This window comes from Streptomyces sp. NPDC002896 (genome assembly GCF_040295225.1).
In the GTDB taxonomy this organism is placed as follows: domain Bacteria; phylum Actinomycetota; class Actinomycetes; order Streptomycetales; family Streptomycetaceae; genus Streptomyces.
The window spans coordinates 424,042-450,958 of the sequence record NZ_JBEOVA010000006.1 but is presented as its reverse complement, the minus strand read 5'-3'; the positions used below and the strand labels follow the sequence as shown (position 1 = coordinate 450,958).

Sequence of the window (26,917 nt, the reverse complement as noted above, 5' to 3'; positions counted from 1 at the left end):
GTTGGTTCGTAGGCATCAGTCGGTCCGTACGCATCAGTTGGTTCGTACGCATCAGTTGGTCCTCCAGACCGCGACCCGCCAGCGCGAGAGCCAGCCCCACACCACACCCGCCAGGAAGCCCGTGACCACCAGGGCGCCGAGCAGCCACCAGCCCCTGCCCAGGCCGAAGGAGGCGACGTCCGACGCCTTGTCAGGGGCATCCACGACGTCGACCGTCAGCTCGACGGGCAGACCCGGCGTCGTCTTGACGGAGGGCGCAGCCGAGTAGGAGTTGCTGACCTCGAGGCAGACGGTCTCGGCGGCGGGCTTGCCGTCGCCGTCCGTGTCGTCGTCGCCGTCGCGCTCGGACTTCGGATAGCGCAGACCTGTGGAGATCACGTCCGTACGCCCGTCGCCCGCCTCGGACCCGCGGACGATCTCCCGGCCGTGCACCGTTACGGCCCGCAGCAGCACGCCGTAGTCCCGGTTGACGGCGCGGTCGGCGGCGACGCTCACGGAGGCGCGCAGCTCCTGGCCGGGCAGCACGTCGACGCGGTACCAGCGGTGCTCGCCGAACTTCTCCCGGTCCGTGTAGAGACCGGACTGCACCTGCGGCGCGTCCGCGCACCGCGCCGCACCCTCCACCGCGACCGGGGTCACCACGGGATCGGCCGCCCGGTCGACCAACTGCCCGACACGGTCGGCAAGTTCGTCGGTGTGCTGTACCGAGGTGTACGTTCCGCCGGTGGCCTCGGCGATGCAGCTGAGCTGGGCGCGGATCTTGGCATTGGGCACGAGCCCGAGCGTGTCGATGGTGAGATGTATGCCCTTGGCCGCGATGTCGCGCGCCACCTCGCAGGGGTCGAGCGGGGCGCAGGTGTCCTCGCCGTCGCTGATCAGCACGATCCGGCGCGTCCCGTCACCGCCCTCGAGGTCTTCGGCGGCCTTCAGCAGGGCGGGCCCGATCGGGGTCCAGCCGGTGGGCGTGAGCGTCGCGACGGCCGCCTTGGCGTCGGTGCGGTCGAGCGGGCCGACCGGGTACAGCTGCTCGGTGTCCTTGCAGCCGGTCTTCCGGTCGTCCCCGCGGTAGTTGGCTCCCAGCGTCCGGATGCCGAGTTCCACCTCCTCCGGCGTTGCGTCCAGCACCTCGTTGAACGCCTGCTTCGCCGCGGCCATCCGCGACCCGCCGTCGATGTCGCGAGCCCGCATCGAACCGCTCACGTCCAGCACGAGTTCGACCTTGGGCGCGTCCTGGTCGTCCGCGGTCTCGTCCGCGGCGGCTCCGGTGGGCTGGAGCCCGACCGCCAGGGCGACGAGCAGGACACCAAGTCCTGCCGTCAGCCGTTGTCTTGTGATCATCGGCGGATCTTATTGATCAATGGGGGCGCGCTCCAAAACAGGGGCGTGCACGTGAGCCTCGACCGCCGTTGCCGTACTAGAGGGCGGGTGGGGGAACGAGCGTGTAGGGGACGCTCATGCTGGTCCCGGCCGGCGTGCTGACGGTGATGGCGAGGGCACCAGCCGGTCCGGGCGGTGCGGTGGTGGTCAGGAGGGTGTCGGAGACGACGGTGAACGCGGCCGGGGTGGTTCCGTACCGGACTTGAGTGGTCGCGGTGAGGCCGGACCCCGTGAGCGTCACGGTGTTGCCGCCCGTGGCCGGCCCCTGGTCCGGTGTCGCGGCGGTCAGTGCCGGCTGGGTGAGGCGGGTGTAGGGGGCGGCGTTGCTCGTGCCGCCCGGTGTGGTGACGGTGACTGCGACTGTCCCGGCGGCTCCGGCGGGGGCGTTGGCATCGATCCTGGTGTCGGATACGACTGTGATGGACGCGGCTGGTGTCGAGTCGAAGCGGACCGCGGTGGCCGCGAGAAACCCGGAGCCGGTCACGGTGACCGTGTTGCCGCCGGTGGCGGGCCCGGCCGAGGGAGTCAGTGCGGAGACGACGGGAAGAGGCAGGTAGTGGTAGTAGACGTCACCCGACGTGGTGCCGCCCGGGGTCACCACCGTGACGGGGACCTCTCCCGCGGCAGCCGCAGGCACCGTGGCGGTGAGCTGGGTGGATGTCAGCACGGTGAATGCCGCCGCGGTGGTCCCGAAACGGACCTGTGTGGTGTGGTCGAGACCGCTTCCGGTCAGCGTGACCGTGTTTCCGCCTGCCAGGGGCCCCTGGTCGGGGGACGCCGCAGCGAGCGTGGGGGCCGGCACGTAGCTGTAGGCCATGCCGTTGCTCGTGCCGCCGGGCGTCACCACGGTGATGGTGACGGTGCCTGCGGCGCCGGCAGGGCCCGTCGTGGTGAGCTGGGTGGCCGAGACCACGGTGAACGGGGCCGTGGTGGTCCCGAAACGGACCTGTGAGGCACCGCTGAAAGCGGTCCCCGTCAGAGTGACCGTGTTGCCCCCGGCGGTCGGCCCCTCGTCGGGCTCCACATCGTTGATCACGGGCGTCGGGGCTGTGTAGGTGAAAGCAATCCCGTTGCTGGTGCCGCCCGTTGTGGTCACCGTGATCTGCACGGTCCCCGAGCCGGCCGGGGCCACCGCGGTGATCCTGGTGGCGGACACCACGGAGTACGAAGCCGCGGGGGCACTCCCGAAGGTGACCGCGGTGACCCCGGTGAATCCGCTGCCCGTCAGCGTGACGGTGGTGCCGGCCAATCCGGACACGGGGCTGCTCAGACTGATGACGGGGGCCGCCGCCACTGCTGAAGGGTGTGCACTGTGGGAACTGATCCGCATGGTCTTCGCCTCCGGAGTCGAGGGTCTATTTCCCGCCGTGAGACACGTTCCGGGGGCCAGACCAGGCGGTGCAGGACGGCACCAGCTGGCGGACCAGTCAACTCTGGGGGCGCCCATCATGACAGCGGGCGTTCGGCGCTGTCGTCTCGTCATGAGCCGGTAGGACAGCGAAGAACGGCCAACTGCCCCGTCCCCCGGAGAGGGATGGGCGGCCCGCCGGTTCGGATAGTTCAGTGACTCACAGAAGCTGCGGATCCGACAACAAGGGCGACCGGCTGTCACTCGCACGAGGGGGCGCATATGTGGTGAGTGATGCATGCGCGCGGCGCGTTGGATGCGCGATGGCGCAGTGCGCCGCACTCGCCGCTGAAGAAGCGTGTCCGCCCTGTCAGGCAGAAGTACTTCGGCCTGACAGGGCGGACGTCGATGGGTGTGCCGTACGGGTTTACGGGCTGAGCCGGTCGCGCTCTGCCGCCGCTGCCCGCCTCCGGCGGACCGTGTGAACGGCCAGGCCGCCCAACAAGAGGGTGGCCGCGGACATCGCGATGGGAGGGCCGTACTCGTCCAAGCCGGTCTCTGCCAAGTGGTCTGTCTCCTTGGGCGCGTGCTGGTGCCCTGGGTCGTTCGGCCGGCGGGGGTGCGAAGGGGCGCGATGAGAATGCTCAGGACCGGCCGATGAACCGCTCGGCTGGGGCGGACCGGGAGGACCGGCCGGTCCGGGGGGACCGGGCTCTCCCTTCGGGCCTTGCAGTCCCGTCGACCCCTGGGGCCCCTTGGGCCCCGACGGGCCGCTCGGACCCGTGGCCCCTGGTGGACCGGCATCCCCGGTCGGCCCTTCGGGTCCTTCGGGTCCTGCGGCTCCTGCGGGTCCTGCGGCTCCTGCTGGTCCTTCGGGTCCTGCGGCTCCGCTCGGTCCTGTCTGGCCGGCCGGCCCTTCCGGCCCCGTGGGGCCTGCTGGACCCGTCTGTCCGGGAGGGCCGACGAGGCCGTCGAGCGTCACCACGGAACCGTCCAGCGTGACCTCGCCGTTGCGGGAGAGCGCACGGCCGTGGATCCAGCTGCCGGACTCCACGGAGATCGAGTCCAGCGCCATGATCGTGCCTTGGAAGAACGACTGGGTGCTGAGTGTGGCGGTGCCGGCGACCTGCCAGAAGACGTTGGACGCCTGGGCTCCGTTGGCGAGTTGGAGGTAGCTGTCCGTGCCCGTTGTCAGGTCGGAGTCGAGCTGGAACACGAAGACCGCGTTCGGATCGCCCTCGGCGTCCAGGGTGAGCGTCCCGGTATAGGTGATGGCGTCGGCGGCGTGGTAGACGCCTGGAGGAAGGGTGAGCCCGCCGATGTCGACCGCGATATTGGCGTCCGGAGCCTGGCCCGCCGCGGCGTTGTACGCGGTCGTGAGGTCCGACTGCGCCTGGAGCGCGGCGCCGTTGGCCGTATGGGTCGCGCCGTACAGGACCCCCGGCGGAAAGCCGGTCACGCTGCTTCCGGGGCTCACCCCGAGATCGCCCTGGACGATGCTGTTGCCGGTGTTGGCGACACCCGTGGCGGCCAACATCGCGTAGCTGGTGGCGCTGCCCAGGTTCACCGGAGTGGCGACCGCGAGGGCGCGGCCCGTCATCAGCGTGAATTGCGCCAAGCAGGTCAGGGAAACTCCGGTGACCAGTGCGATGAAAATTCTGAATCGTCGCCATTTGGATCTGCTGAATAGAGCGGAACGGCTAACAGGTGGCATCCGTGTGACCTTCCGGATTTCGGAATTCGCTATAACGGCAGGGCGAACAGCGGCAGCAATGCACGGGAGACGTGCGTGGCTTGGGCGGAAGCCGGAGGGCGATTGCCGAAGGCAACTGCCGATTACATGAGATCACCGATGAGCGCCGAGGCCCGGTAACCATCTGAGTGATCTTTGAATCCACGACTTTCCGGCTTCTGCCGATTTCATGCTTTGTTGCTCGTATTCGCACTGCGCGGAATGGCCGCTCACACTGATGCCAGGCCACGCGGCCGGAGCCGTACTGCCGGCTTCGGCCGCGTGCCGTGTGCTGGTGCCTACGGGTATCCCCGTGCGTCCTACGCCGAGTGCGCGGGGGAATCCGTGAGCGGGTGGGTCAGATGCCGGGGCCGGCGACGTAGGTGAAGGCACCCACGGCGGTGTCGGATCCGGCCGGGTTGGTGACGACCACGTCGACGGCGCCGGCGGTGCCGGACGGCGTGACGGCCGACAGGGTCGTGGCGTTGATGACGGAGAAGGGACCGGGGACGCCGCCGAACGTCACGGAGTCGGTGGTGTCGAGGTTGGTGCCGGTGATGGTCACCGCGGTTCCGCCGGAGGTGGGTCCGGATGTCGGGGTGATCGTGTCGACGGTGGGAACGTCGACGTAGGTGTAGGTCAGGCCGTTGTTCGTGCCGCCGGCGGTCGTCACGCTCACGGCGACGGGGCCGGCCGCGGCTCCGGCGGGGACCGTGACGCTGAGCAGACTGTCCGACGTGACCGTGGGTGTGGCGGTCACACCGCCGAAGGAGACACTGGTGGCCGTCGACAGGCCCGTGCCGTTGATGGTGATGGTGTTGCCCCCGGCCATCGGGCCGGAGTTGGTGCCCAGCGAGGACTTGAACGGGGCGCCGACGTAGAAGAACGACACCGGGTTGCTCGTCCCGCCGGGCGTGGTCACGGTGACCCCGACGGATCCGGTCCCCGACGGTGAGACGGCGGTCACCTGCGTCGGGGACACGTTGGTGACGCTGGTGGCCGGCTTGCTGCCGAACAGCACCCTGCTGGTGTTGCTGAGATTGGTGCCGGTGATGGTGACCAGAGTGCCACCGCCGGTCGACCCCTGGTTCGGAGAGATAGGCATGTCGAAACCTCCTGATTGAAGGCGGGAACGGGACACGACTCACTGCGGACGCCTGTGGCAAGAGGAAGCGCGACAACGAGAAATTGGCCCTCGTGGAAAGAACGGTGCGAACGACCGGACCGCAGGCGGCGATTGCCTTGAACGGGCAAGAAAAAAACCGGCAATGGGCTGCCTGTTTGATTCCCCCGGCGCGGGATGGGCAGCCCGCCGGTTTCGCATAATCAGTCACTCATGACGTCGTTCAAGTGACAAGTAGTTGCACTCGATGTCACCCGAACGGGTGATGGCGTGATGTCCTGCTCCCGGGCGTGAAGGGTGCCGTGAACCAGCCATTTGGAGAAACGATTTATCTCGCTTGGGGTTTCAATTCCGGTACCGGATCGCTGAGTTATGGCGTTCGTATCCGTCCTGGAGCGAGGGAGTGGCCAAAAGACCGCGCCGGGCACTGTCTGCGGAAAAGTTGCCACGGTCACCTAATCGTGTGTCTTATGCTGCGGTCACTTGCCGATGATCTTGGGCGAGTGCGTTAATCGAATCGATCCAGCCGGTGGGCCGCCCATCCTCTCCGGGGGAGTGGCAGTCAGCCTGCTCGGTGTTCCCGCCTGGAACAGCGGTGTAGCGCTGATGCGCTGCGATGGGCGCCCTCGGTAGAGGTTCTGGATCGGTCAGCCGGTGCCGTGCTTTTGGGCACCGGCTGACGCGCTCTCGTACCGGCTCTCGCCGACGGCTGGAGCAGACTCAGCTTGCGGACCGGGTGAGCGGGTTGGGCAAAGATGTCCAATGGTCGCCGGGTGCCTCCGGTGACAGCCGCATCAGAGTCAGGGCTTTGGTGGGGAGCGGTTCGGTGAGCAGGGCCGTCAGGTCGTCGGTCCGTGGAAGGTCTCCTACGGCGGTGGAGAGGGCCTCGCGCAGCGCGCCGGCCGAGCCCGCCGTCGCGCCAAGCGTGCCCGTGACGAGCGAGCCGAAGAGCTTGCGGCGCAGGGCCGTGTCGTCGTCGGTGATCAGGCGGCCGGTGAGGGGCGGGGCCGGGATGCCGTGGCGGGCCAGGCGGGCCGGGCTGATGCGGATGTCGGCCAGGTCCCGGTAGACCAGGCGGACCGGGGCGTTCGCGGGGGACAGGACCACGAGGAGGTTCTGGCCGTGCGCTTCCAGGGCCACGCCGAGGTCGAGCAGGCGCAGGCAGGCCCTGAGGGCCAGGCGCGTGAAGTCGGCCAGCCAGGCGGGCGATCGGGGCAGTGACGTGGTGGCGAGGGCGGCCACGGGGATGACGCGCTCGCCGGACTCCGGGGCCGCGTATGTCTCCGGGGGCTCGCGCAGCACCGCCGCCAGATCGGCAGAGTCGGCCGTCACGGCGCCCAGGGTGCGCGTGATGTGCAGCAGGCCGTCGAGGCGCGCGGACAGGGCGTCCACGAAGGCCGAGACGGTCTCGGACGTCGCGATCGAGTAGACCGAGATGTCGCGGACGGAGGAGGTCAGACGGGCGCTGAGGGCCGTCTTGATGTGCGCGGTGCCGCCGGGGGCGGCCGAGGCGGGGGCCAGTGTGCGCAGGGACATCAGGGGGTGGGCCGCGATCTTCTCGTGCGCGGTGGGCAGGGTCCCGAGCACGTGCGCCGTCTGCCACGGATGGACCGGGATCAGCACCCGGTCCCCGTCCCGCAGCCGGTCCGGCCACTCGCCCGTCACCAGGCAGTCGTCCCCGCGCAGCGCTGCCAGGCCCAGCGCCACCACAGGCCGGTGCTCCGGCGCGTACGCGAGTTGCTCGGCCACCGAGAAGCCGGGCCGTGAACGGCAGTTCGGGTGGTACGGGTGGCCGTCGACGATCCGCTGCTCCCACTGCCACGCGGCGGTGGGCCAGGTGCCGTCGTCCGGCGGCTGGTTGGCGCGGGACAGGGCCAAGGACGCGGTGCTGTGGCGGAGTTCGGCGGCGAAGGCCGGGGCGCCCGGGACGGCGAGCGCCGTGATCAGGCGGGCCGCGCTGTCGTACGCCGTGCCGTCGAGGTCGACTTCGGTGACGTACGCGGTGGTGGCGTACGGGTCAGCGTGCGGGCCGTGCAGACGGCGGCCGTCGGCCAGATGGAGCGTCAGGCCGTCACGTCCCGCCTCGCGGCGCGTGATCCACGGCAGCGGCTCGCACACCAGACCGCGCCACAGACGGGTCAGGACGGCCGCGCGGGCGCCGGGCAGCCCGGCCGCGTACGGCGTGAGGAGGCCTGGGCGTACGGCGCGCAGTTCGTCGGCTAGTGCGGACTCCGGCTCCGGCTCGGCGAGTGCGGACTCCGGCACGGGGGGTGCGGGGACGGGCTTGGTTCGGGGCGGATGCACGTTCGGACTCCTCTGGTGCAGAGACCGCATTGCGGCGGCCTACGACAGGACATACTGATCATCACCAGTGCACCGTATGGACCGAATGGATCCCGTGGACCCCACTTACCCCACGTACCGCGACCACTCCACACCGCCGATGCATCCCATGGACGACGTCGCCGAGGCAGCTGACGCGTACGCGGCGGCGCCTCTGCTCAATTGTCTGCTGCGGGAGCTGGCCGGGCCCGCCGACTCCGCCGACTCCGGCGCGTCGGCCGGGGCGGACCCGTCATCCGAGTCCGACGCGTCCGAGGGCGACGTGTCCAAGGGTGACGCCTCCAAGGGCGGGCGGCGCGTGTACCGGCTGCCGGCCGTGGGGCGGCAGCTGCGCGTACGCGACGGGCGCCGGCCCGCCGAGCCGGAGCTGCTCGTGGCGGGCGCCTGGCACCGGCTCGGCCACACCGAGCTGGTCAAACTGGCGGCCGACGAGCTGCGGCGGTACACGGGGGAGTCCAACGACGAGCTGACCGCCGAGATGATCGACAGCCGGGACGCGGTGGCGGCACTGCTCACCGCCCGGGCCCGGGCGACCCCGCCCGACGACCTCTATGTGCGCTCCGAACAGTCCCTGATCATGGGGCATCCGTACCACCCCGCCCCCAAGGCGCGCGGCGGCGGACCGGTCGCCGGCTGGCTGCCGTACGCCCCGGAGGCGCACGCCCACTTCCCGCTGGTGCTGCTCGGTGTGCGCGAGGACATGGTCGTCGAGGAGGGCGATACGCAGGCGCTGGACTCCCTCGCGGAAGCCCTGGGAGGCGGGCCCGCCGCGCCTCCCGACTACCGTCTGCTGCCCGCCCACCCATGGCAGCTCGAACTGGCCGGTGGACGCCCGGAGTTGGGGGACGCCTTCGCGGACGGGCGCCTCGTACGGCTGGGGCGCACCGAGTGGCCCGTCTGGCCCACGGCAGCCGTGCGCACGCTGTACGTTCCGGACCTCTCCGGGCACGCCCGCGCGGCCGACCTGTTCGTGAAGTTCAGCCTCGACGTCCGCATCACCAACGACGTACGGCGGTTGTGGCGGCACGACCTGCTGAAGATGCGTGCCACGGATGCCGCGGTCGCGGCGGCCTTCGCCGCGCTGCAGCAATCCGGCGGCGCATACCGGGGGTCGTATAAGGCGGCCGCCTGGTTGAGCGACCGCAGCTACCGCACGGCGGACTTCGCGTTCGAGGAACTCGCCGTGCTGGTGCGGGACGGGCTGGGACGGCACGTGCGGCCCGGCGCGACGCCGCTGCTCGCGGCGGCGCTGGCGGAGGGCTTCGAGGGGAGCCCGCTCGACCGGCTCGCCGATCCGGTGGCGTGGTGGACGGCGTACCTGCGGCACGTCGTGCCGCCCGTGCTCGAGGTGTTCGGGCGGCACGGTCTCGTCCTCGAGGCGCATCTGCAGAACTCGCTGGTGGCCGTGGACCGGGACGGTATGCCGGTGCAGGCGCTGTTCCGGGACGCCGAGGGCGTGAAGAGGGTGCCGGAGGCGGGGCGCGCGGCGGGGTGGGAGCGACTCGTGTACTGCCTGTTCGTCAACCACATCGCCGAGATCGCGGGCGCTCTCGCGGACCGCTACCCGTGGGCCGGGCCGGGGCTGTGGCCCGCCGTACGTCGGGAGCTCGCGCGGTACGACGCGCAGCGCGGACTGCCCGAGATCGCCGGTCTGCTCGCAGCGCCCACGCTCCCGGGGAAGACGAACCTGCTGCTGCGCTGGACGGGCGCGGACGGGGCGGACGCGCGCTACCGCCCGGTGCCCAACCCCTTACTGGAGGGCTCGGGCTCGCCCTGATCCGACCGCGGGGGCTTTCTTGTCAACTTCGGGTTGCCACCCGGTGACTGTCAACTTATGGTTGACACATGACGAATCCACGCCCCGTCACGACCACCATCCGCCTCGACGACCTGATCGAGGCCATCAAGAAGGTCCACGCCGACGCGCTCGACCAGCTCTCCGACGCGGTCATCGCCGCGGACCACCTCGGTGAAGTGGCCGACCACCTGATCGGCCACTTCGTGGACCAGGCACGGCGCTCGGGTGCCTCCTGGACGGAGATCGGCCGCAGCATGGGCGTCACCAGGCAGGCCGCCCAGAAGCGCTTCGTCCCGAAGGAACCCGGCGAACTGTCGGACCTCGACCCCAGTCAGGGGTTCAGCCGGTACACACCGCGGGCGAAGAACGTGGTGGTGGCCGCACACAACGAAGCCAAGGCGGCACGCAACGACGTGATGCGCCCCGAGCATCTGGTCCTGGGCCTCCTGAGCGAATCGGAGGGGCTCGCGGGGGTCGTGCTCCGGGCCCAGGGCGTACAGCTGGACGCCGTCCGGGAGGCCGCCACCGCGGCGCTGCCCCCGGCGGTCGAGGAGGTGCCGGAGCTCATCCCGTACGACGCGGGGGCGAAGAAGGTACTGGAACTGACCTTCCGCGAGGCCCTGCGGATGGGTCACAACTACATCGGCACCGAGCACATCCTGCTCGCGCTGCTGGAGTTCGAGGACGGCTCGGGTGTGCTCAGCGGTCTCGGCATCGACAAGGCGACCACCGAGACCCGCATCGCCGACCTCCTGGCGAAGTTCGTCGGCCCGGCCTCCGAGCAGAAGGAGTCCTGACCTGGGCCTTCAGTCGGCAAGCATCAGGAGCGCGAGCCGCTGATTTACAGTTGCCGGTGTGCTGCGCGAGGTGACTGCCGTCCGATATGTGACCCCCCTGAGGTCAGGGGGGTCAGTGCCGGGCATCGTGGAGGCGGACGACCTCGGCACCTACGTCGTCAAGTTCACCGGCTCCGCCCAGGGCCGTAAGGCGCTCGTCGCCGAGGTGATCGTCGGCGAGCTGGCCCGGCGGCTCGGGCTGCGCGTCCCGGAGCTGGTGCTCGCCCACTTCGATCCGTCGGTGGCGCAGGACGAGCCGCACCAGGAGGTGCAGGACCTGCTGCGCGCCAGCGCCGGGCTCAACCTCGGCATGGACCTCCTGCCGGGCGCGAAGGACTTCACACCCGAGGTGGCCCGGTCTCTGGCGGTCGACCCGCTGGAGGCCGGCAAGGTGGTCTGGCTGGACGCCCTGACCGTCAACGTCGACCGCACCGTGCACAGCTCCAACCTGATGGTCTGGCCGACGTTCGGGATGCGCGAACCGAAGCTGTGGCTGATCGACCACGGCGCCGCCCTCGTCTTCCACCACCGCTGGGACTCCGCGGCGACCTCCGTCGACAAGGCGTACGACTTCCGTCAGCACGCCCTCGGCGCGTACGGCCCTGACACGTCCGCCGCCGACGCGGAACTCGCACCGCGCGTGACCCGTGACCTGCTGCGCGAGGTCGCCGACCTGGTGCCCGACGAGTGGCTGGAGGCGGAGCCGGGCTTTGCCGGTCCCGACGAGAAGCGCGAGGCCTACGTCTCGTTCCTCGCCGCCCGCGCCAAGACCTCCCACGCCTGGCTCCCGACGGACTTCCCCACCCGCGAGCAGCTCGCCGCCGAGGACGCCGCCCGCGCCGCGGCCACCGAGGCGGGCCGCCCCGCCTGGCTGAAGCGGGTACCGGACCTGCACGGCAAACCGGCCGCCGAACAGGACTGGTCCGTGCACCTCGAAAGGAAGAGCTGAACCGTTGACCTCGCCATCCCCGGACGCCGGATCGACCGCCGAGACCGGATCACCCGCGGCCACCGGCCACCGCGTCCAGATCGAGTACTGCACCCAGTGCCGCTGGCTCCCGCGAGCGGCCTGGCTGGCCCAGGAGCTGCTGACCACCTTCGAGACGGAGCTCGCTGAACTCGCCCTCAAGCCCGGCACCGGCGGCGTCTTCGTGGTCCGCGTCGACGACGAGGTGGTCTGGGACCGCCGCGAGCAGGGCTTCCCCGAGCCGACCGCTGTGAAGCGCCTCGTACGCGACCGGGTGGCCCCGGACAAGAGCCTGGGGCACTCGGAGCGCTGAGGGGGCGCCCCTCCCGGAGCCCCGCAGCCTTCCTCCGCCCCTCCCCCGCCCCGTCCTAGGCCCGAGGCCAGAGCGGGGGGACAGCGGGGCTCAGCCGCGCAGCTGCTCGTACGCGGGCAGGGTGAGGAAGTCCGCGTAGTCCTCGTCCAGCGCGACCTTCAGGAGGAGGTCGTGGGCCTGCTGCCAGTTGCCGGACGCGTAGGCCTCCTCGCCGAGCTCCGCGCGGATCGCGGCGAGCTCCTCCGCGGCGACCTTGCGCGCCAGCTCAGGCGTGGCCCGCTCGCCGTTCTCGAAGACCACGCCAGCGTTGATCCACTGCCAGATCTGGGAGCGGGAGATCTCGGCGGTGGCCGCGTCCTCCATGAGGTTGAAGATGGCGACCGCGCCGAGGCCGCGCAGCCAGGCCTCGATGTAGCGGATGCCGACCTGGACGGCGTTGACGAGACCGGCGTACGTCGGCTTCGCGTCGAGCGAGTCGATGGCGATCAGGTCGGCCGCCTTGACGTCGACGTCCTCGCGAAGGCGGTCCTTCTGGTTCGGCCGGTCGCCCAGGACCGCGTCGAACGAGGCCATCGCGATCGGGACCAGGTCCGGGTGCGCGACCCACGAGCCGTCGAAACCGTCGTTCGCCTCGCGGTCCTTGTCGGCCTTGACCTTCTCGAACGCGACCTTGTTGACCTCCTCGTCCCTGCGGGACGGGATGAAGGCCGCCATGCCGCCGATGGCGTGCGCGCCGCGCTTGTGGCAGGTGCGGACGAGCAGTTCGGTGTACGCGCGCATGAACGGCGCCGTCATCGTCACCGCGTTGCGGTCCGGAAGGACGAACTTCGCACCGCCGTCACGGAAGTTCTTGACGATCGAGAAGAGGTAGTCCCAGCGGCCCGCGTTCAGCCCGGACGCGTGGTCGCGCAGCTCGTAGAGGATCTCCTCCATCTCGTACGCCGCCGTGATCGTCTCGATCAGGACGGTCGCGCGGACGGTGCCCTGCGGGATGCCGACGTAGTCCTGAGCGAAGACGAAGACGTCGTTCCAGAGGCGGGCCTCCAGGTGCGACTCCGTCTTGGGGAGGTAGAAGTATGGGCCCTTGCCGAGGTCGAGCAGGCGCTGCGCGTTGTGGAAGAAGTAGAGGCCGAAGTCGACCAGCGCGCCCGGCACGGCGCGTCCGCTCTCGTCCTGCAGGTGGCGCTCGTCGAGGTGCCAGCCGCGCGGACGCATGACGACGGTCGCCAGCTCCTCGTTGGACTTCAGGGCGTACGACTTGCCGGTGCCCGCGTCCGTGAAGTCGATGCGACGCTCGTAGGCGTCGGTGAGGTTGAGCTGGCCGAGGACCACGTTCTCCCAGGTCGGCGCCGAGGCGTCCTCGAAGTCCGCGAGCCAGATCTTCGCGCCCGAGTTCAGCGCGTTGATGGTCATCTTGTGGTCGGTGGGGCCCGTGATCTCCACGCGGCGGTCGTCGAGCGCCGCCGGAGCCGGGGCGACCTTCCAGGACTCGTCCTCGCGGATCGCGGCCGTCTCCGGCAGGAAGTCGAGCGTGGAGGTGCGGGCGATCTCGGCGCGGCGCTCGGCGCGGCGGGCGAGGAGCTCGTCACGCCGGGGCGTGAACCGCCGGTGCAGCTCCGCCACGAAGGCGAGCGCAGCGTCGGTGAGGACCTCCTCCTGCCGGGGCAGGGGCTCGGCGTCGACGATGGCCAGCGGGGACAGCGCTGGTGCGGACATGAGTCGTCACTTCCTTCGAGCGAACACGGTCACGGGTTCACGGGGCGCTTCTGTGTTGTGGATACTAGTTTTCTCATCGTGGAAGTTCAATCGTTTGTTGATGTCGACAGTCTCCTCGTCGACATAACGGGGGTGCCGGCTCTCAAGGTCGTTATTCCGCGACTCGACGCCGTCACTCCAGGCGGGCCAAGTCGGCCTCCGTGTCGATGTCGTAAGGCTCCGCGACGTCCTCGCACTCGACCAGCGTGACCACCTCGTCGTGCGCCTGCAGATAGGCGCGCGCCCCACGGTCTCCCACCGCGCTCGCCGCGACTCCGGCCCAGTGGTCGGAACCGAAGAGCACCGGGTGGCCCCGTTCACCGCCGTATGCGGCGGCCGCCAGAGTGGCGGGCGTCTCGTACGCGGCCAGCACCCTGGCCACCGCCTCCGGACCGATGCCGGGCTGGTCGACGAGCGAGACGAGTGCCGCCGCGGCGCCCGTCCTGGCGAGGGAAGCGAGTCCTGCACGGAGTGAGGAGCCCATGCCCTCCTCCCACTGCGGATTGTCGACCAGTGCGCAGCCGGGCAGCTCTGCGCGCTCCCGCACCGCGTCGGCCCCTGCGCCCAGTACGACGTGCACGCGCGTGCAGCCTCCTTCGCGGAGCACGCGTACCGCGTGCTCGATCAGCGGGCGGCCGCGGTGTTCGAGCAGCGCCTTGGGTCGTCCGCCCAGGCGTCGGCCGCCGCCGGCTGCCAGCAGGAGGCCGGCGACATCGCTCTGGAGGCGTGGAGGGTCGGGGGACTCCGTGTCGGTCCCTTGGGTCCGCTGGGGTACTTGCGCCATGTCACCTGCATATCGCAGCCATGGACCCGTAGGCCTTCCGTAGGTCCCATCCGTAGGTCCCTTCGGATTCCGTCTATGCGGTGGCGCCCGCCGCTCCGGTGGCGTTTACTGGCCCGCGTCCCCCGGCGCCCGACCATCGCCCAGGGGTGACGACGCAGACGCGCGCACAAGGATGTGCGAGGGGGGAGAGCCGTGTTGAGGAGCGTGGGGCAGAGGCCATTGACCGGCAGCGACGAGGACCCGAGGGTGACGGAGTTGCGTACGGCCGTGTCGCGGCTGCGGCGCGAACTCGCCGCTCATCCGGCCGAGTTCCCGGACCGCGGGATCGCCGAGGAGGAGCTGGCAGCCCTGGCGGCGATGGCCGTGAGCGGAGTCCCGGAAACCCCGCGGCTGCGCCGCTCGTTGCTGCTGATCGCGGGCGCGATCGGCTCGGTGAGCGCACTGGCGGCGGGCCTTGCGGACGTCCGCAGCGCGGTGGATGTGTTCGGCGAGCCGCGGGGATCGCGGGGGTGACTGCGCGTCCCCCTACTGTTGTGGGCAATCGTTCCTCCCCCAGGCCCTTGAGGCACTGGGGGAGGGTGGGCACAACCCACGACGGCGGGTGCCCTCGCGTACCGCCTGTGCAAGGGGGTGGGCCACCAATGGGCCCACCCCTCAGCTCGTCGGCCCCGAAGTCGCCAGCGCAGCGGACAGTTCCGCCGCCACCTGCTGAAGGACCGGCACGATCTTCTCCGTCGCCGCGTCCGTGACCCGCCCCGCCGGGCCCGAGATGGAGATGGCCGCCGCCGTGGGCGAGTCGGGTACGGAGACCGCGAGGCAACGGACGCCGATCTCCTGTTCGTTGTCGTCGACGGCGTAGCCGAGGCGGCGCACCTCTTCGAGCGCGTCGAGGAACTCCTCCGGCGTGGTGATCGTCTTCTCGGTCGCGGCAGGCATGCCGGTGCGGCCGAGCAGCGCACGCACCTCGTCCGCCGGGATGTCGGCGAGCAGGGCCTTGCCGACACCCGTAGAGTGCGGCAGCACCCGCCGGCCGACCTCGGTGAACATCCGCATCGAGTGCTTCGACGGCACCTGGGCCACGTACACGATCTCGTCGCCGTCGAGCAGCGCCATGTTCGCCGTCTCGCCGGTCGCCTCGACCAGGCGCGCAAGATAGGGGCGGGCCCAGGTGCCGAGCAGGCGAGACGCGGACTCGCCGAGGCGGATCAGCCGCGGGCCGAGCGCATAGCGGCGGTTGGCCTGCTGGCGCACGTACCCGCAGGCGACCAGCGTGCGCACGAGACGGTGGATGGTCGGGAGCGGCAGCCCGCTGCTGGCGGACAGCTCGCTCAACCCGACCTCGCCGCCCGCGTCCGCCATCCGCTCGAGCAGGTCGAAGGCGCGCTCGAGGGACTGGACGCCGCCGGAGGCTTGGGCTTTGGAGGCGTCATTGGTGCTGGACGTCGGCACGGCGCGGTCCTTTCGGGTCAGAATCGAGAGGGGCGGCCCGAAGGGCCTCGATGGTCCGCCTGGAACTCGTCCATTTTTTGATAGATGGAAGTCTAATTTCACTTGGTGGAAACGTCGAGGGTGGTTTCATGAAGTCCGGCGCCGGATCATGGAAGCCCGGAGTCGGACAATGCGGTCTTGACGTGCTGGTACCGAAAGTGAAGACTCCCACTTCAACGGAATGTTGAATCGGGTGGGTGGGTGAGAGGGGCTTCGGGTGTCCGACGTCGAACTGGTGTTGCGCTCGACGCGCGTCATCACTCCCGAAGGGACGCGCGCCGCCTCGGTCGCCGTCGGCGGCGGGCGGATCACGGCGGTCCTGGCGCACGACGCCGATGTGCCGCCCGGCGCCCGGCTCGAGGACCTCGGGGACGACGTGCTGCTCCCCGGCCTCGTCGACACCCACGTCCACGTCAACGACCCCGGCCGCACCGAGTGGGAGGGCTTCTGGACCGCCACCCGCGCCGCGGCCGCCGGCGGCATCACCACGATCGTCGACATGCCCCTCAACTCCCTGCCGCCGACCACGACGGCCGAGAACCTCCGTACGAAGCAGGAGGTCGCCCGGACCAAGGCGCACATCGACGTCGGTTTCTGGGGCGGTGCGCTGCCCGACAACGTCAAGGACCTGCGGTCGCTGCACGACGCCGGTGTCTTCGGCTTCAAGGCCTTCCTCTCACCCTCCGGCGTCGACGAGTTCCCCGAGCTCGACCAGGAGCAACTCGGCCGGTCGCTCGCCGAGATCGCGGGGTTCGGCGGCTTGCTGATCGTGCACGCCGAGGACCCGCACCGGCTCGCCGCCGCCCCGCAACAGGGCGGCGGCAAGTACGCCGACTTCCTCGCCTCCCGGCCGAAGGACGCCGAGAACACCGCGATCGACAACCTCATCGCACAGGCGAAACGGCTGCACGCGCGCGTGCACGTCCTGCACCTGTCGTCCGGCGACGCCCTGCCGCTGATCGCCGCCGCCAGGCGTGAGGGCGTACGCGTCACCGTAGAGTCCTGTCCGCACTTCCTCACCCTCACCGCAGAGGAAGTCCCGGACGGCGCCACCGAGTTCAAGTGCTGCCCTCCCATACGCGAGGCGTCCAACCAGGACGCTCTCTGGGCGGGCCTCGCCGACGGCACCATCGACTGCATCGTCTCCGACCACTCCCCGTCCACCAAGGACCTCAAGACGGACGACTTCTCCACCGCCTGGGGCGGCATCTCCTCGCTCCAGCTGGGCCTGCCGGCGATCTGGACGGAGGCGCGCCGGCGCGGGCACACGCTCGAGGACGTCGTCCGCTGGATGGCCGCGGGTCCGGCGGAGCTGGCCGGGCTCTCCCAGAAGGGCGCCATCGAAGCGGGCCGCGACGCGGACTTCGCGGTCATCGCACCTGACGAGACCTTCACCGTCGACCCCGCCGAGCTCCACCATCGCAACCAGGTCACGGCGTACGCGGGCAGGACCCTGCACGGTGTCGTCAAGTCGACCTGGCTGCGGGGCGAACGGATCCTGGCAGGCGGCGAGTTCACCGAGCCGAGAGGACAGCTCCTGACCCGGCACCCGTAACCCGCCGGCCGCCGACACGCGCTCGGGCCCGAGCCCGGTGATTCGCGCCTCAGGCCGGATCGGCCGCCAGCACCCGCAGCCGACGGTACGGCTCTCCCACCGGCCGCCACCTGGAAAGGACAACTGATTACCGTGACGGCGAATCCTCGCTTCACCGGCGACGCCAGCCCCTACGGCGGCGGCGACCCGTATGCCGACTACCGCACCGCCGAGTTCCCGTTCGCGCGGTACGCCGATCTCGCGGACCGCCGGCTCGGCGCCGGAGTCATCGCCGCCAACGACGAGTTCTTCGCCCAGCGCGAGAACCTGCTGGTGCCCGAGCGTGCCGAGTTCGACCCCGAGCACTTCGGCCACAAGGGCAAGATCATGGACGGCTGGGAGACCCGCCGCCGCCGCGGCGCCTCCGCCGAGCACCCCTGGCCGACCGCCGACGACCACGACTGGGCCCTGGTGCGCCTGGGAGCGCCCGGCGTCATCCGCGGCATCGTCGTCGACACCGCGCATTTCCGCGGCAACTACCCGGCGGCCGTCTCGGTGGAGGCCACCTCCGTGCCCGGCTCCCCGTCGCCCGAGGACCTCCTCTCCGGCGATGTGAAGTGGACGCCGCTCGTGCCGCGTACGGCCGTCGGCGGCCATGCGGCGAACGGTTTCGCCGTGGACGTGGAGCAGGTCTTCACGCATCTGCGAATCAACCAGCACCCCGACGGCGGCATCGCCCGCCTGCGCGTGTACGGCGAGGTCGTGCCCGACCCGCGGTGGCTGGCGGCCCTCGGCACGTTCGACGTCGTCGCGCTGGAGAACGGCGGCCAGGTCGAGGACGCCTCCAACCTCTTCTACTCGCCCGCCACCAACACCATCCAGCCCGGCCGCTCGCGGGCGATGCACGAGTGCTGGGAGACCCGTCGCCGCCGCGACCAGGGGCACGACTGGATCCGCTACCGGCTGGCCGCCCAGTCGGAGATCCGCGCCATCGAGATCGACACGGCGTATCTCAAGGGGAACGCGGCGGGCTGGGCCTCGGTGTCGGTCCGCGACGGCGAGGAGGGCGACTGGACGGAGGTCCTGCCGCGTACTCGCCTCCAGCCCGACACGAACCACCGCTTCGTCCTGGACGCACCGGCCGTGGGCACGCACGCGCGCGTGGACATCTTTCCGGACGGCGGGATCTCGCGACTGCGGTTGTTCGGGGCGCCGACGGAGGAGGGGGCGGCGTGGCTGGGGGCCCGGCATCGGGAGCTCGGGGGCTGAGGCTGCGCCGCCTCGTCCTCAAGCGCCGGACAGGCTGAATTTCAGCCCGTCCGGCGCTTGAGGACGAGCCCGTCAGGGCGACAGGGGGTCTGGGGGCGAAGCCCCCCGTAACCAGGGGCTGGCCCCTGGTTACGGGGAGGGGCGGGGTGGGGACAAAACCGCTTCCTGCAAGCGGAACCGTTCCGTCCGCCACATTCGTTGACCAGCCGGAAGCAGAACCCAGCACGTCCGTCCAGGAGACCCACCGTGACCCTGCAGCAAGAGATCGTCGGCAACGCCATGCAGATGGCGGTCGTCAGCCTTCAGCCCGGCCAGACCGTCTACTGCGAGGCAGGCAAGTTCCTCTTCAAGACGACGAACGTCACGATGGAGACCCGCCTGTCGGGCCCTTCGGGCAACGGCGGCGGCCAGGGCGGCGGCGCCGGCGCGGGCGGAGGCGGCATGGGCGGCATGCTCCGCCAGGCCATGGGCACCGCAATGCAGGTCGGCCAGCGCGTGCTCGCCGGTGAGTCGATCGCCTTCCAGTACTTCACGTCGACCGGCGGCGAAGGCACGGTCGGCTTCGCGGGCGTGCTGCCGGGCGAGATGCGCGCCCTCGAACTGGACGGCACGCGCGCGTGGTTCGCCGAGAAGGACGCCTTCGTCGCCGCCGAGTCCACCGTCGACTTCGGCATCGCCTTCCAGGGCGGAAAGACGGGCCGCAGCGGCGGCGAGGGGTTCATCCTCGAGAAGTTCACCGGCCGCGGCACGGTCATCATCTGCGGCGCGGGCAACTTCATCGACCTCAACCCCGCCGACTTCGGTGGCCGCATCGAGGTCGACACGGGCTGCGTCGTGGCCTTCGAGGAGGGCATCCAGTACGGCGTCCAGCGCGTCGGCGGCCTCAACCGCCAGGGCCTGATGAACGCCGTCTTCGGCGGTGAGGGCCTCTCCCTGGCCACCCTGGAGGGCAACGGCCGCGTGATCCTGCAGTCCCTCTCGATCGAGGGCCTCGCCAACGCCCTGAAGAAGGCACAGGGCGGCGACAAGCAGGGGCCGACGGGCGGGCTCTTCTCCACGAACGTGGGATAGGCCGCCGACGCCTCCCCAAGGCTCCCGACGGCCGCCGAACCTCGGCCGCCCACCCGGGGCGCCGGGCCCGCCGCGCGCGCCGATGAGTTCTGCGTGAGCGTGGAGTCAGAAAAGGTGACAGTGCACGCGCGCGTGGCGCCCCCAGAAGCGCCCCGCGGACCAGAGAGGCATGGCACCCGACATGAAGATCACCCTCACCCAGTTCCTCACGCTCGACGGCGTCGTCCAGGCCCCGGGCGGCCCCGACGAGGACCGCAGCGGCGGCTTCGAGCACGGCGGATGGACCGTCCCGTACTGGGACGAGGACTCCGGCGCGTTCATCGACGAAGTCTTCGAACGGGTGGACGCCTTCCTCCTGGGGCGCCGTACGTACGACATCTTCGCCGCCTACTGGCCCAAGGTCACCGACCCCGCCGATCCGATCGCCTCCCGGCTGAACACCCTGCCCAAGTACGTCGCCTCCACGACCCTCGACAAGGCGGACTGGCAGGGCACCACCGTCATCGGCGACGACCTCGTCAAGCAGGTCACCGCGCTGAAGCAACAACCTGGCCGCGAGCTGCAGATTCACGGCAGCGCCACCCTCGCCCAGTCGCTCATGGCCCACGAACTGATCGACACCGTCCACCTGCTCACCTTCCCCGTCGTCCTGGGCACGGGCCGCCGCCTCTTCGCGGACGGAGCGGTGCCGACGGCTTTCCGCCTCACCGAGTCCCGCACCACGGGCAAGGGCGTGGCCATCCACTCGTACGATCTCGCGGGCCGGCCGACCTACGGCACCTATGAGCTGGAAGGCAATGCGTAGCCGCCACACAGCCGCACCGGAGATGTCGCCGCTCCCGAAGGCCCTGAACGCCCGGTCGCGGCAGGGCTGGCGGGGGCGGCTCCGGTGCTCGCGGGGCCGTCGCGGGGGCGGCGCTCCGCCGGTTGACGATGTTGGCCGAAACTGCATTGCTGGGCCCTCGCGCCGGGTTAACTCCCGGGAAAATCCCGCGACTTGACGTTGACACGTCATCCTCTACGCGCGTCACACTGTTGCCATGCGAATCCCCCCACGAATCCTCAGCGTCACCGCGCTCGCCGCCGCACTGCTCATCGGCGGCCCGGCCACCGTCTCCGCCACCGCGGCGCCCGCCCCGTCGACGGCCTCCGTCTCGGCGGGGTTCTCGGCCGCCGCGGTCGGCGACATCTGCTACTCCGACCTGCCGTCCCAGGCCTACGACACGCTCGAACTCATCGAGCAGGGCGGCCCGTTCCCGTACTCGCAGGACGGCAGCGTCTTCCAGAACAGGGAAGGCATCCTGCCCTCGCAGACCACCGGCTACTACCACGAGTACACCGTCATCACCCCGGGCTCGAGCACCCGCGGCGCCCGTCGCATCGTGACCGGTGAGGAGTACCAGGAGGACTACTACACCGCCGACCACTACGCGTCCTTCGACCTGATCGACTACGGCTGCTAGCCCTCGGGCCTTCCGAGACGCACAGGATCCTCGCCCCGCGGTACCCCCCACGCCAACGGCCGCGGGGCGAGGTATGCACCGGCCGAGGCCGCCGGGGCTGTCGGCCGCCTGCCTAACCGAGTGGCCAGGCAGGCGGACGGCGACCGGCCCAAGCGGCCGGGCCGGCGGCGTGGGCACGATGTCGCCCTGCGGGGCGTTGTCAGTACTGCGGGCTACATTCGATCTCAGTCCGTCGAAGGAGCGGGACGACGTCGCAAGAGCTGGAGGGGGAAGCTCATGGCAGGTCCGATCGATCTCAGCGAGTACGGCGAGGCGTTCACAGCCGACCCGCATGCGGTGTACGCGGAGCTGCGGGAGCTCGGGCCCGTGCACCGCGTGAGGCTGGGGCCACCGTCGCCGTCAGAGGGCCAGGAAGCATGGCTCGTCGTCGGGTACGAGGAGGCGCGCGCCGCCCTTGCCGATCCACGCCTGACGAAGGACCTGAGCAAGCTCGGATACATCGGGCTCGATGTGGAGCACATCGGGCCGCACATGCTGATGTCGGACCCGCCCCAGCACACCCGGCTGCGCCGGCTGGTGGCCCGGGAGTTCACCGCCCGCCGGGTCGAGGGGCTGCGGCCGCGGGTCCAGCAGATCACCGATGAGCTGCTCGACCGGATGGTGCCGCTGGGTAACGCCGACCTTGTGGAGTCGCTGGCGTTCCCGCTGCCGATGACCGTCATCTGCGAGCTTCTCGGCGTGCCCGACATAGACCGGGATGCGTTCCGCCGTATGTCGAACGAGGTGGTGGCGCCCACCAGCGGCGAGGCCGAGTACGCGGCGATCGTGGAGCTCGCCGCGTATCTGGACGATCTGATCGAGGACAAGCGCTGTACCGCGCCAAGCGACGACCTGCTGAGCGCGCTCATCCGCACGACCGCGGATGACGGCGACCGGCTGTCCCGCGAGGAGCTGCGCGGCATGGGCTATCTCCTGCTGGTCGCGGGCCATGAGACGACGGTCAACCTCATCGCGAACGGTGTGCACGCCCTGCTCACCCACCCGGATCAACTCGCCGCCCTGCGTGCCGACATGGGCCTTCTCGACGGCGCCGTGGAGGAGATGCTGCGCTACGAGGGGCCAGTGGAGAACGCGACGTTCCGGTTCGCGGCCGAACCCCTCGACATCGCGGGTTCGTCCATCGCGCCGGGTGAGGCGGTCCTGGTCGGCCTCTCCGCCGCCGACCGTGACGGGAAGCGGTTCCCCGAGCCCGATCGGTTCGACATCCGCCGGGCCCCGCAGGGGCACCTGGCCTTCGGCCACGGGATCCACTTCTGCCTGGGCGCCCCGCTCGCCCGTATCGAGGCGCGTGTCGCGCTGCGCTCGCTGCTGGACCGCTGCCCGGACCTGGTCCTGGACGTGGACCGCGAGCCGCCCGGCCCCTGGATACCGGGCATGCTGATCCGCGGCATGCGCAGGCTTCCGGTGCGCTGGTAGTGGTCGGTCGTACGTCGTGTGCTGGTAGCAGCCGGTTGTACGTCATGCGCTGGTAGCGGTCGTGGGACCGGCGCCGGGGGACGGCCTCATACCCCCGGCGCCCGTGACGACCGCTCAGGCCCCGGCGCCCGGGATCTCCTCCAGGTACACCAACCGCCGCTCGCGACGCGAGAGTTCGCACGCCTCCGCGATGCGGAGCGCGTGCAGGGCCTCGCGGCCGTCGCACGGGTTGGGGCGTTCGTCGAGTACCACGTCGACGAAGGCCGAGAGCTCGGCCTCGTACGCGGGGGCGAAGCGGTCCAGGAAACCCGTCCACGGTTTGTCCGCGGCCGGGGGGCCCATGGGTTCCGTGGAGGCGATCGGTGTGCGGTCGTCGAGGCCGACCGCGATCTGGTCGAGCTCGCCGGCGAGCTCCATGCGTACGTCGTATCCGGCGCCGTTGCAGCGTGTGGCGGTCGCGGTGGCGAGCGTGCCGTCGTCCAGGGTGAGGACCGCGGCGGCCGTGTCCACGTCACCCCACTCGCGGAACACGGGTGGACCCGCGTCGGACCCCGTCGCGTACACCTCGGTGACCTCGTGGCCCGTCACCCAGCGCAGGATGTCGAAGTCGTGGATGAGGCAGTCCCGGTAGAGGCCGCCCGACAGCGGCACGTACTCGGGCGGGGGCGGTGCCGGGTCGGAGGTCATCGCACGGACCGTGTGCAGGCGCCCGAGCCGTCCGCCGCGTACGGCTTCGCGCGCGGCCGTGTACCCGGCGTCGAAGCGCCGCTGAAAGCCCAGTTGGAGCACCGTCCCGGCGGCGTCCACCTCGGTGAGCGCGGCCAGTGTCCCGGCGAGGTCCAGCGCGATGGGCTTTTCGCAGAACACCGGGAGCCCCGCGCGCGCCGCCCGGCCGATCAGCTCGGCGTGCGCCGACGTCGCGGCGGTGATCACCACAGCGTCGACGCCCCAGGTGAAGACCTCGTCGATGCCGGGTGCCGCCGTCGCGCCGAGCCGGTCCGCGAGTCCGGTCGCCCGCTGCCTGTCGGCGTCGGTGATGACCAGCGAGCCCACTTCGCGGTGCCGACTGAGCGAGGCCGCGTGGAAGGTGCCGATGCGGCCGGCGCCGATGAGTCCGATGCGCATGACCCAAACGTGGCGTCCGGGTCCGAGGCTGTCAATATTTGTCCTGATAAATGCGTGGCACTTCTCCAGGTACACACCCATAGTCGTTTTGTGTCGCGTAGGCCACACAAGGCACGTCCGTTGCGGCGCTCACACCAATCACGTCAGTCACATACGTTTCACGGCCAGGTTTTGCTCAGTCGTCGGACAGGGGCTCCGCGACACCTCACTCCGCATCGCCGAGGACTCCGCACCGCCGAGGTGCGCGGGGCCTGCCGGTAGTACGAGGCGGAGTTCTCGCGGCCCCGGAAATCCGGGCAGCAGGACGCGGCGTCGGCGAACTCTCCCTGAGAACGGGTGACATGGTGAGTGCGGCCCGTTGTGGACGGGCGTGCCGTGCTGGTTCGCCAGTGAAGCGCTGAACCGGTTTAGTGTCAAGAGACCCCGCATGACTTAAACCGGTTTACTTCACGGCCCCCGGCGGGCCGACGCTGCCGCGCACCGTGAGCGTCGGCGCCGCGTCCTGTACGTCCCCCAGGCCAAGCCCGCCCGCGGCCTCCCGCAACCGCCGTGCGGCCCGGGCCCCGTAGGCCGCAATGTCCCTGCTCAGCGCGGTGAGCGACGGATGCACCAGCTCGCATAGCGCCGAGTCGTCCCAAGCCACCACCGACACGTCCGCCGGCACGCGTAGCCCGAGCGCCTGCGCGGCCGTCAGTCCGGAGACGGCCATCACGTCGTTGTCGTACACGATCGCCGTCGGCGGCTCCGGGTCCGCAAGAAGCGCCCGGGTCGCCGCCGCGCCCTCCTCGCCGCTGTAGTCGGCCTCCACGATCCGGCCCGTGAGCCCCAACTCCCGTGCGCACGCCTCGAAGGCGGCCGTGCGGATCACGGTGTGGCGCAGGCGCCCGGGGCCGCCGACCCGGGCGACGCGGCGGTGTCCGAGCCCGGCGAGATGCTCAAGGACCGCCCGGACGGCCGCGGCTTCGTCGCTCCACACGGCGGGCAGCCGGCCCGTGCCGACCGGTGCCCCGATGACGACCGCGGGCATCCCCAGTTCCTCGAGGACGGGCACGCGCGCGTCGTCCGCCTGAAGGTCGACCAGGAAGACGCCGTCCACCCGTCGCTGGGCCCACCACGACCGGTAGAGAGCGATCTCCGCGGCCTGGTCCTCGGCCATCGTCAGGACCAGGGGAGTGGCGTCGCGGATCAACTCCCCCTGGATGCCGGAGATCAGCTGCATGAAGAACGGCTCGATGCCGAGCGTTCTCGCCGGACGGTCGATGACCAGCCCGAACGCGCCCGCCCTGCCGTCCGAGAGCGCTCTCGCCGCGCTGTTGGGCTGCCAGCCGAGCTCCTCGGCGATCGCAAGGATGCGGCGCCGCGTCGGCTCGGAGACGCCCGGCCGGTTGTTCAGGGCGAAGGAGACCGCGGCCTTGGTGACGCCGGCGCGCCGGGCGATGTCCGCCATGGTGGGTCTTTTCACGTACTGCCTCGCAATGCGACGGGGGCGTCGGTTGCCCGGGGACCTGGGGGATTCGACGATATTCGACTGAACCGGTTCAGCGAAGATCCCTCGCGGGATTCCGTAATCACGCTCGGGCGTTCAACACCCAATCCCTGCAACGGGATTGACACTTCATTTTGCACACCCTTAATTTCACGGGCACCGGCAGTGTGCGGACCGCTGCCGTGCCGTCATCCGTGCCTCCCGCAGTGCCCTGAGGGCCTGGGAGGTTCCCCCGCCGAGCGAAGGGCCGCCATGACCACCGCCAGGAACAGGTTCGCCGACGCCGGCAGACTCCGTACCGCAAGAAGGTCCGCCGGCGCCAGGACCGCGCTCACCGGGGCTCTCCTTGCCGCCGCACTGCTGGCTGCGGGCTGTACCGGGAGCGGCGCCTCGTCGAAGGGCGAGGAGGCGAAGGCGCCCGACGACCCGAAGAAGGTCTCCGGGAGCATCAAGGTCCTGACCCACCGCACGGACCTGGTGCAGGACGGCACGATGAAGAAGTACGCCGCCGAGTTCAACAAGACCTACCCGAACGTCAAGGTCGAGTTCGAGGCCCTCACGGACTACGAGGGCGAGGTCAAGATCCGTATGAACACGGACAACTACGGCGACGTGCTAATGATCCCGGCCGTGATCAAGAAGAACGACTACCCCAAGTTCTTCGCCTCGCTGGGCAGTCAGGCCGAGCGGAGCAAGAAGTACCACTTCACCGACTTCACCACGGTCGACGGCAAGGTCTACGGGCAGAGCCCGAACGGTGTGGTCCCCGGGTTCGTCTACAACAAGAGGGTGTGGGAGAAGGCCGGTGTCACCGACTGGCCCACCACGCCGGACGAGTTCCTGGCCGATCTGAAGGCCATCAAGGCCAAGACGGACTCGGTCCCGTACTACACGAACTTCAAGGACATGTGGCCGCTGACCCAGTGGACGAACGTCAACGGCTCGGTCAGCTGCGACGTCCAGGCGACCGCCCGGCTCACGGACTCCGACCCCTGGGCCGAGGGCGCCGACCTGCGCACCGGCGACACGCTGCTCTACAACATCGTCCACGACAAGCTGATCGAGAAGGACCCGACCACCACCAACTGGGAGGGCTCCAAGCCCAAGTTGGCGAAGGGCGAGATCGCCACCATGTGGCTGGGCTCCTGGGCGATCACCCAGATGCGGGCCGCGGCCGAGCAGGCTGGCACCGACCCGGACGACATCAGCTTCATGCCGTTCCCCGCCCAGGTGGACGGCAAGTTCTGCGCGACGCTCTCGCCCGACTACAACCAGGCCGTCAGCATCCACTCCAAGCACAAGGAGGCGGCCCGCGCCTGGATCGACTGGTTCACCGAGAAGTCCGGGTTCCCGGCCGACAACCTGACCCTGTCCCCGGTCAAGGGCGCGCCCCTGCCCGAGGTGCTGAAGCCGTACGAGGACGCGGGCGTGAAGTTCCTCGAGATCGACGACACCAAGGGCGGGGTCGTCAAGGAGATCGACAAGGCGTCGGAGGTCGGCATCTACCAGCCCGACTACCGCCAGGACCTCGTCGACCTCGCCCGCGGCGCCCGCAAGGGCAGCGTGGACGACTTCTTCGCGGACCTGTCGAAGCGCTGGACGGACGCCGCGAAGACGGCCGGCTCCTAA

At 70.3% G+C, this 26,917-nt stretch carries 22 protein-coding genes; 12 read left to right on the top strand and 10 right to left on the bottom strand.

What is annotated here, in order from left to right; all coding sequences use genetic code 11:
- Window positions 1–51 precede the first annotated feature (51 nt).
- The 5 genes from ABT009_RS13615 to ABT009_RS13595 form a co-directional block, all read right to left on the bottom strand.
- Window positions 52–1,338 (bottom strand): VWA domain-containing protein, encoded by a 1,287-nt coding sequence (locus ABT009_RS13615; protein ID WP_351292874.1) that lies wholly within the window; start codon window positions 1,336–1,338, stop codon window positions 52–54.
- Window positions 1,339–1,414: 76 nt separating this feature from the next.
- A complete protein-coding gene (locus tag ABT009_RS13610) occupies window positions 1,415–2,671 on the bottom strand; it encodes an IPT/TIG domain-containing protein (protein WP_351292873.1) in 1,257 nt (418 codons plus the stop codon).
- Window positions 2,672–3,152: 481 nt separating this feature from the next.
- On the bottom strand, window positions 3,153–4,343 hold the full coding sequence (locus ABT009_RS13605; RefSeq protein ID WP_351292871.1) for an ice-binding family protein: 1,191 nt from the start codon (window positions 4,341–4,343) through the stop codon (window positions 3,153–3,155).
- A 472-nt stretch (window positions 4,344–4,815) separates the two neighbouring features.
- Window positions 4,816–5,562, bottom strand: a complete 747-nt coding sequence (locus ABT009_RS13600; protein WP_351292869.1) for an IPT/TIG domain-containing protein — start codon at window positions 5,560–5,562, stop codon at window positions 4,816–4,818.
- A gap of 738 nt (window positions 5,563–6,300) precedes the next feature.
- A complete protein-coding gene (locus ABT009_RS13595) occupies window positions 6,301–7,845 on the bottom strand; it encodes an IucA/IucC family protein (RefSeq protein ID WP_351292998.1) in 1,545 nt (514 codons plus the stop codon).
- A 124-nt stretch (window positions 7,846–7,969) separates the two neighbouring features.
- On the opposite strand from ABT009_RS13595, the gene ABT009_RS13590 reads away from it, so the two are divergent.
- The 4 genes from ABT009_RS13590 (at window position 7,970) to ABT009_RS13575 (ending at window position 11,837) form a co-directional block, all read left to right on the top strand.
- A complete protein-coding gene (locus ABT009_RS13590; RefSeq protein WP_502989862.1) occupies window positions 7,970–9,700 on the top strand; it encodes an IucA/IucC family protein in 1,731 nt (576 codons plus the stop codon).
- 68 nt (window positions 9,701–9,768) lie between these two features.
- On the top strand, window positions 9,769–10,518 hold the full coding sequence (locus tag ABT009_RS13585; RefSeq protein WP_351292867.1) for a Clp protease N-terminal domain-containing protein: 750 nt from the start codon (window positions 9,769–9,771) through the stop codon (window positions 10,516–10,518).
- Between the two features lie 58 nt (window positions 10,519–10,576).
- Window positions 10,577–11,506: a HipA family kinase gene (locus ABT009_RS13580; RefSeq protein WP_351292865.1), complete on the top strand. Its 930-nt coding sequence runs from the start codon at window positions 10,577–10,579 to the stop codon at window positions 11,504–11,506.
- Window positions 11,507–11,585: 79 nt separating this feature from the next.
- Entirely contained in the window at window positions 11,586–11,837 is a 252-nt protein-coding gene (locus ABT009_RS13575; protein ID WP_351292994.1) for an Rdx family protein, read from the top strand.
- A 90-nt stretch (window positions 11,838–11,927) separates the two neighbouring features.
- Here ABT009_RS13575 and aceB read toward each other — a convergent pair whose 3' ends face one another.
- Both aceB and ABT009_RS13565 read right to left on the bottom strand, forming a co-directional pair.
- A complete protein-coding gene (gene aceB, locus ABT009_RS13570; protein WP_351292863.1) occupies window positions 11,928–13,553 on the bottom strand; it encodes a malate synthase A in 1,626 nt (541 codons plus the stop codon).
- Between the two features lie 172 nt (window positions 13,554–13,725).
- Entirely contained in the window at window positions 13,726–14,376 is a 651-nt protein-coding gene (locus ABT009_RS13565; protein WP_351292861.1) for a nucleotidyltransferase family protein, read from the bottom strand.
- A gap of 192 nt (window positions 14,377–14,568) precedes the next feature.
- Between ABT009_RS13565 and ABT009_RS13560 the strand changes: the two genes are divergently transcribed.
- Window positions 14,569–14,889: a DUF5955 family protein gene (locus ABT009_RS13560; RefSeq protein ID WP_351292859.1), complete on the top strand. Its 321-nt coding sequence runs from the start codon at window positions 14,569–14,571 to the stop codon at window positions 14,887–14,889.
- Between the two features lie 141 nt (window positions 14,890–15,030).
- On the opposite strand, the gene ABT009_RS13555 is transcribed toward ABT009_RS13560, so the two are convergent.
- Window positions 15,031–15,825, bottom strand: a complete 795-nt coding sequence (locus tag ABT009_RS13555) for an IclR family transcriptional regulator (protein WP_351292857.1) — start codon at window positions 15,823–15,825, stop codon at window positions 15,031–15,033.
- A 256-nt stretch (window positions 15,826–16,081) separates the two neighbouring features.
- Here ABT009_RS13555 and allB point away from each other — a divergent pair, with 256 nt between their 5' ends.
- The 6 genes from allB (at window position 16,082) to ABT009_RS13525 (ending at window position 22,677) form a co-directional block, all read left to right on the top strand.
- Entirely contained in the window at window positions 16,082–17,419 is a 1,338-nt protein-coding gene (gene allB, locus ABT009_RS13550; RefSeq protein ID WP_351292855.1) for an allantoinase AllB, read from the top strand.
- A gap of 132 nt (window positions 17,420–17,551) precedes the next feature.
- The gene (gene alc / locus ABT009_RS13545; RefSeq protein WP_351292854.1) at window positions 17,552–18,667 is read left to right on the top strand and encodes an allantoicase; all 1,116 of its coding nucleotides are present in this window, start codon (window positions 17,552–17,554) and stop codon (window positions 18,665–18,667) included.
- Between the two features lie 246 nt (window positions 18,668–18,913).
- Entirely contained in the window at window positions 18,914–19,738 is an 825-nt protein-coding gene (locus tag ABT009_RS13540) for an AIM24 family protein (RefSeq protein WP_351292852.1), read from the top strand.
- Window positions 19,739–19,907: 169 nt separating this feature from the next.
- Window positions 19,908–20,543, top strand: a complete 636-nt coding sequence (locus ABT009_RS13535) for a dihydrofolate reductase family protein (RefSeq protein WP_351292850.1) — start codon at window positions 19,908–19,910, stop codon at window positions 20,541–20,543.
- A gap of 235 nt (window positions 20,544–20,778) precedes the next feature.
- Window positions 20,779–21,201 (top strand): guanyl-specific ribonuclease, encoded by a 423-nt coding sequence (locus ABT009_RS13530; protein ID WP_351292848.1) that lies wholly within the window; start codon window positions 20,779–20,781, stop codon window positions 21,199–21,201.
- A gap of 276 nt (window positions 21,202–21,477) precedes the next feature.
- Window positions 21,478–22,677: a cytochrome P450 family protein gene (locus tag ABT009_RS13525; protein ID WP_351292846.1), complete on the top strand. Its 1,200-nt coding sequence runs from the start codon at window positions 21,478–21,480 to the stop codon at window positions 22,675–22,677.
- 114 nt (window positions 22,678–22,791) lie between these two features.
- Here ABT009_RS13525 and ABT009_RS13520 read toward each other — a convergent pair whose 3' ends face one another.
- Together ABT009_RS13520 and ABT009_RS13515 are read right to left on the bottom strand one after the other, a co-directional pair.
- The gene (locus ABT009_RS13520) at window positions 22,792–23,802 is read right to left on the bottom strand and encodes a Gfo/Idh/MocA family protein (RefSeq protein ID WP_351292845.1); all 1,011 of its coding nucleotides are present in this window, start codon (window positions 23,800–23,802) and stop codon (window positions 22,792–22,794) included.
- 442 nt (window positions 23,803–24,244) lie between these two features.
- Window positions 24,245–25,249 carry a LacI family DNA-binding transcriptional regulator gene (locus ABT009_RS13515; RefSeq protein WP_351292843.1) on the bottom strand — a complete coding sequence of 335 codons (1,005 nt, stop codon included), beginning with the start codon at window positions 25,247–25,249 and terminating at the stop codon, window positions 24,245–24,247.
- A gap of 291 nt (window positions 25,250–25,540) precedes the next feature.
- Between ABT009_RS13515 and ABT009_RS13510 the strand changes: the two genes are divergently transcribed.
- Window positions 25,541–26,917, top strand: coding sequence for an extracellular solute-binding protein (locus tag ABT009_RS13510; protein WP_351292841.1), 1,377 nt, complete (start codon window positions 25,541–25,543; stop codon window positions 26,915–26,917).

What these genes read in the sequence shown, in the direction of transcription:
- ABT009_RS13520 (WP_351292845.1), bottom strand. Translation starts at nt 23,802, where the DNA reads ATGCGCATCGGACTCATCGGCGCCGGCCGCATCGGCACCTTCCACGCG.
- ABT009_RS13590 (WP_502989862.1), top strand. Translation starts at nt 7,970, where the DNA reads ATGGATCCCGTGGACCCCACTTACCCCACGTACCGCGACCACTCCACA.
- ABT009_RS13565 (WP_351292861.1), bottom strand. Translation starts at nt 14,376, where the DNA reads ATGGCGCAAGTACCCCAGCGGACCCAAGGGACCGACACGGAGTCCCCC.
- ABT009_RS13535 (WP_351292850.1), top strand. Translation starts at nt 19,908, where the DNA reads ATGGCACCCGACATGAAGATCACCCTCACCCAGTTCCTCACGCTCGAC.
- aceB (WP_351292863.1), bottom strand. Translation starts at nt 13,553, where the DNA reads ATGTCCGCACCAGCGCTGTCCCCGCTGGCCATCGTCGACGCCGAGCCC.
- ABT009_RS13600 (WP_351292869.1), bottom strand. Translation starts at nt 5,562, where the DNA reads ATGCCTATCTCTCCGAACCAGGGGTCGACCGGCGGTGGCACTCTGGTC.
- ABT009_RS13510 (WP_351292841.1), top strand. Translation starts at nt 25,541, where the DNA reads ATGACCACCGCCAGGAACAGGTTCGCCGACGCCGGCAGACTCCGTACC.
- ABT009_RS13585 (WP_351292867.1), top strand. Translation starts at nt 9,769, where the DNA reads ATGACGAATCCACGCCCCGTCACGACCACCATCCGCCTCGACGACCTG.
- ABT009_RS13530 (WP_351292848.1), top strand. Translation starts at nt 20,779, where the DNA reads ATGCGAATCCCCCCACGAATCCTCAGCGTCACCGCGCTCGCCGCCGCA.
- ABT009_RS13525 (WP_351292846.1), top strand. Translation starts at nt 21,478, where the DNA reads ATGGCAGGTCCGATCGATCTCAGCGAGTACGGCGAGGCGTTCACAGCC.
- ABT009_RS13615 (WP_351292874.1), bottom strand. Translation starts at nt 1,338, where the DNA reads ATGATCACAAGACAACGGCTGACGGCAGGACTTGGTGTCCTGCTCGTC.
- ABT009_RS13515 (WP_351292843.1), bottom strand. Translation starts at nt 25,249, where the DNA reads ATGGCGGACATCGCCCGGCGCGCCGGCGTCACCAAGGCCGCGGTCTCC.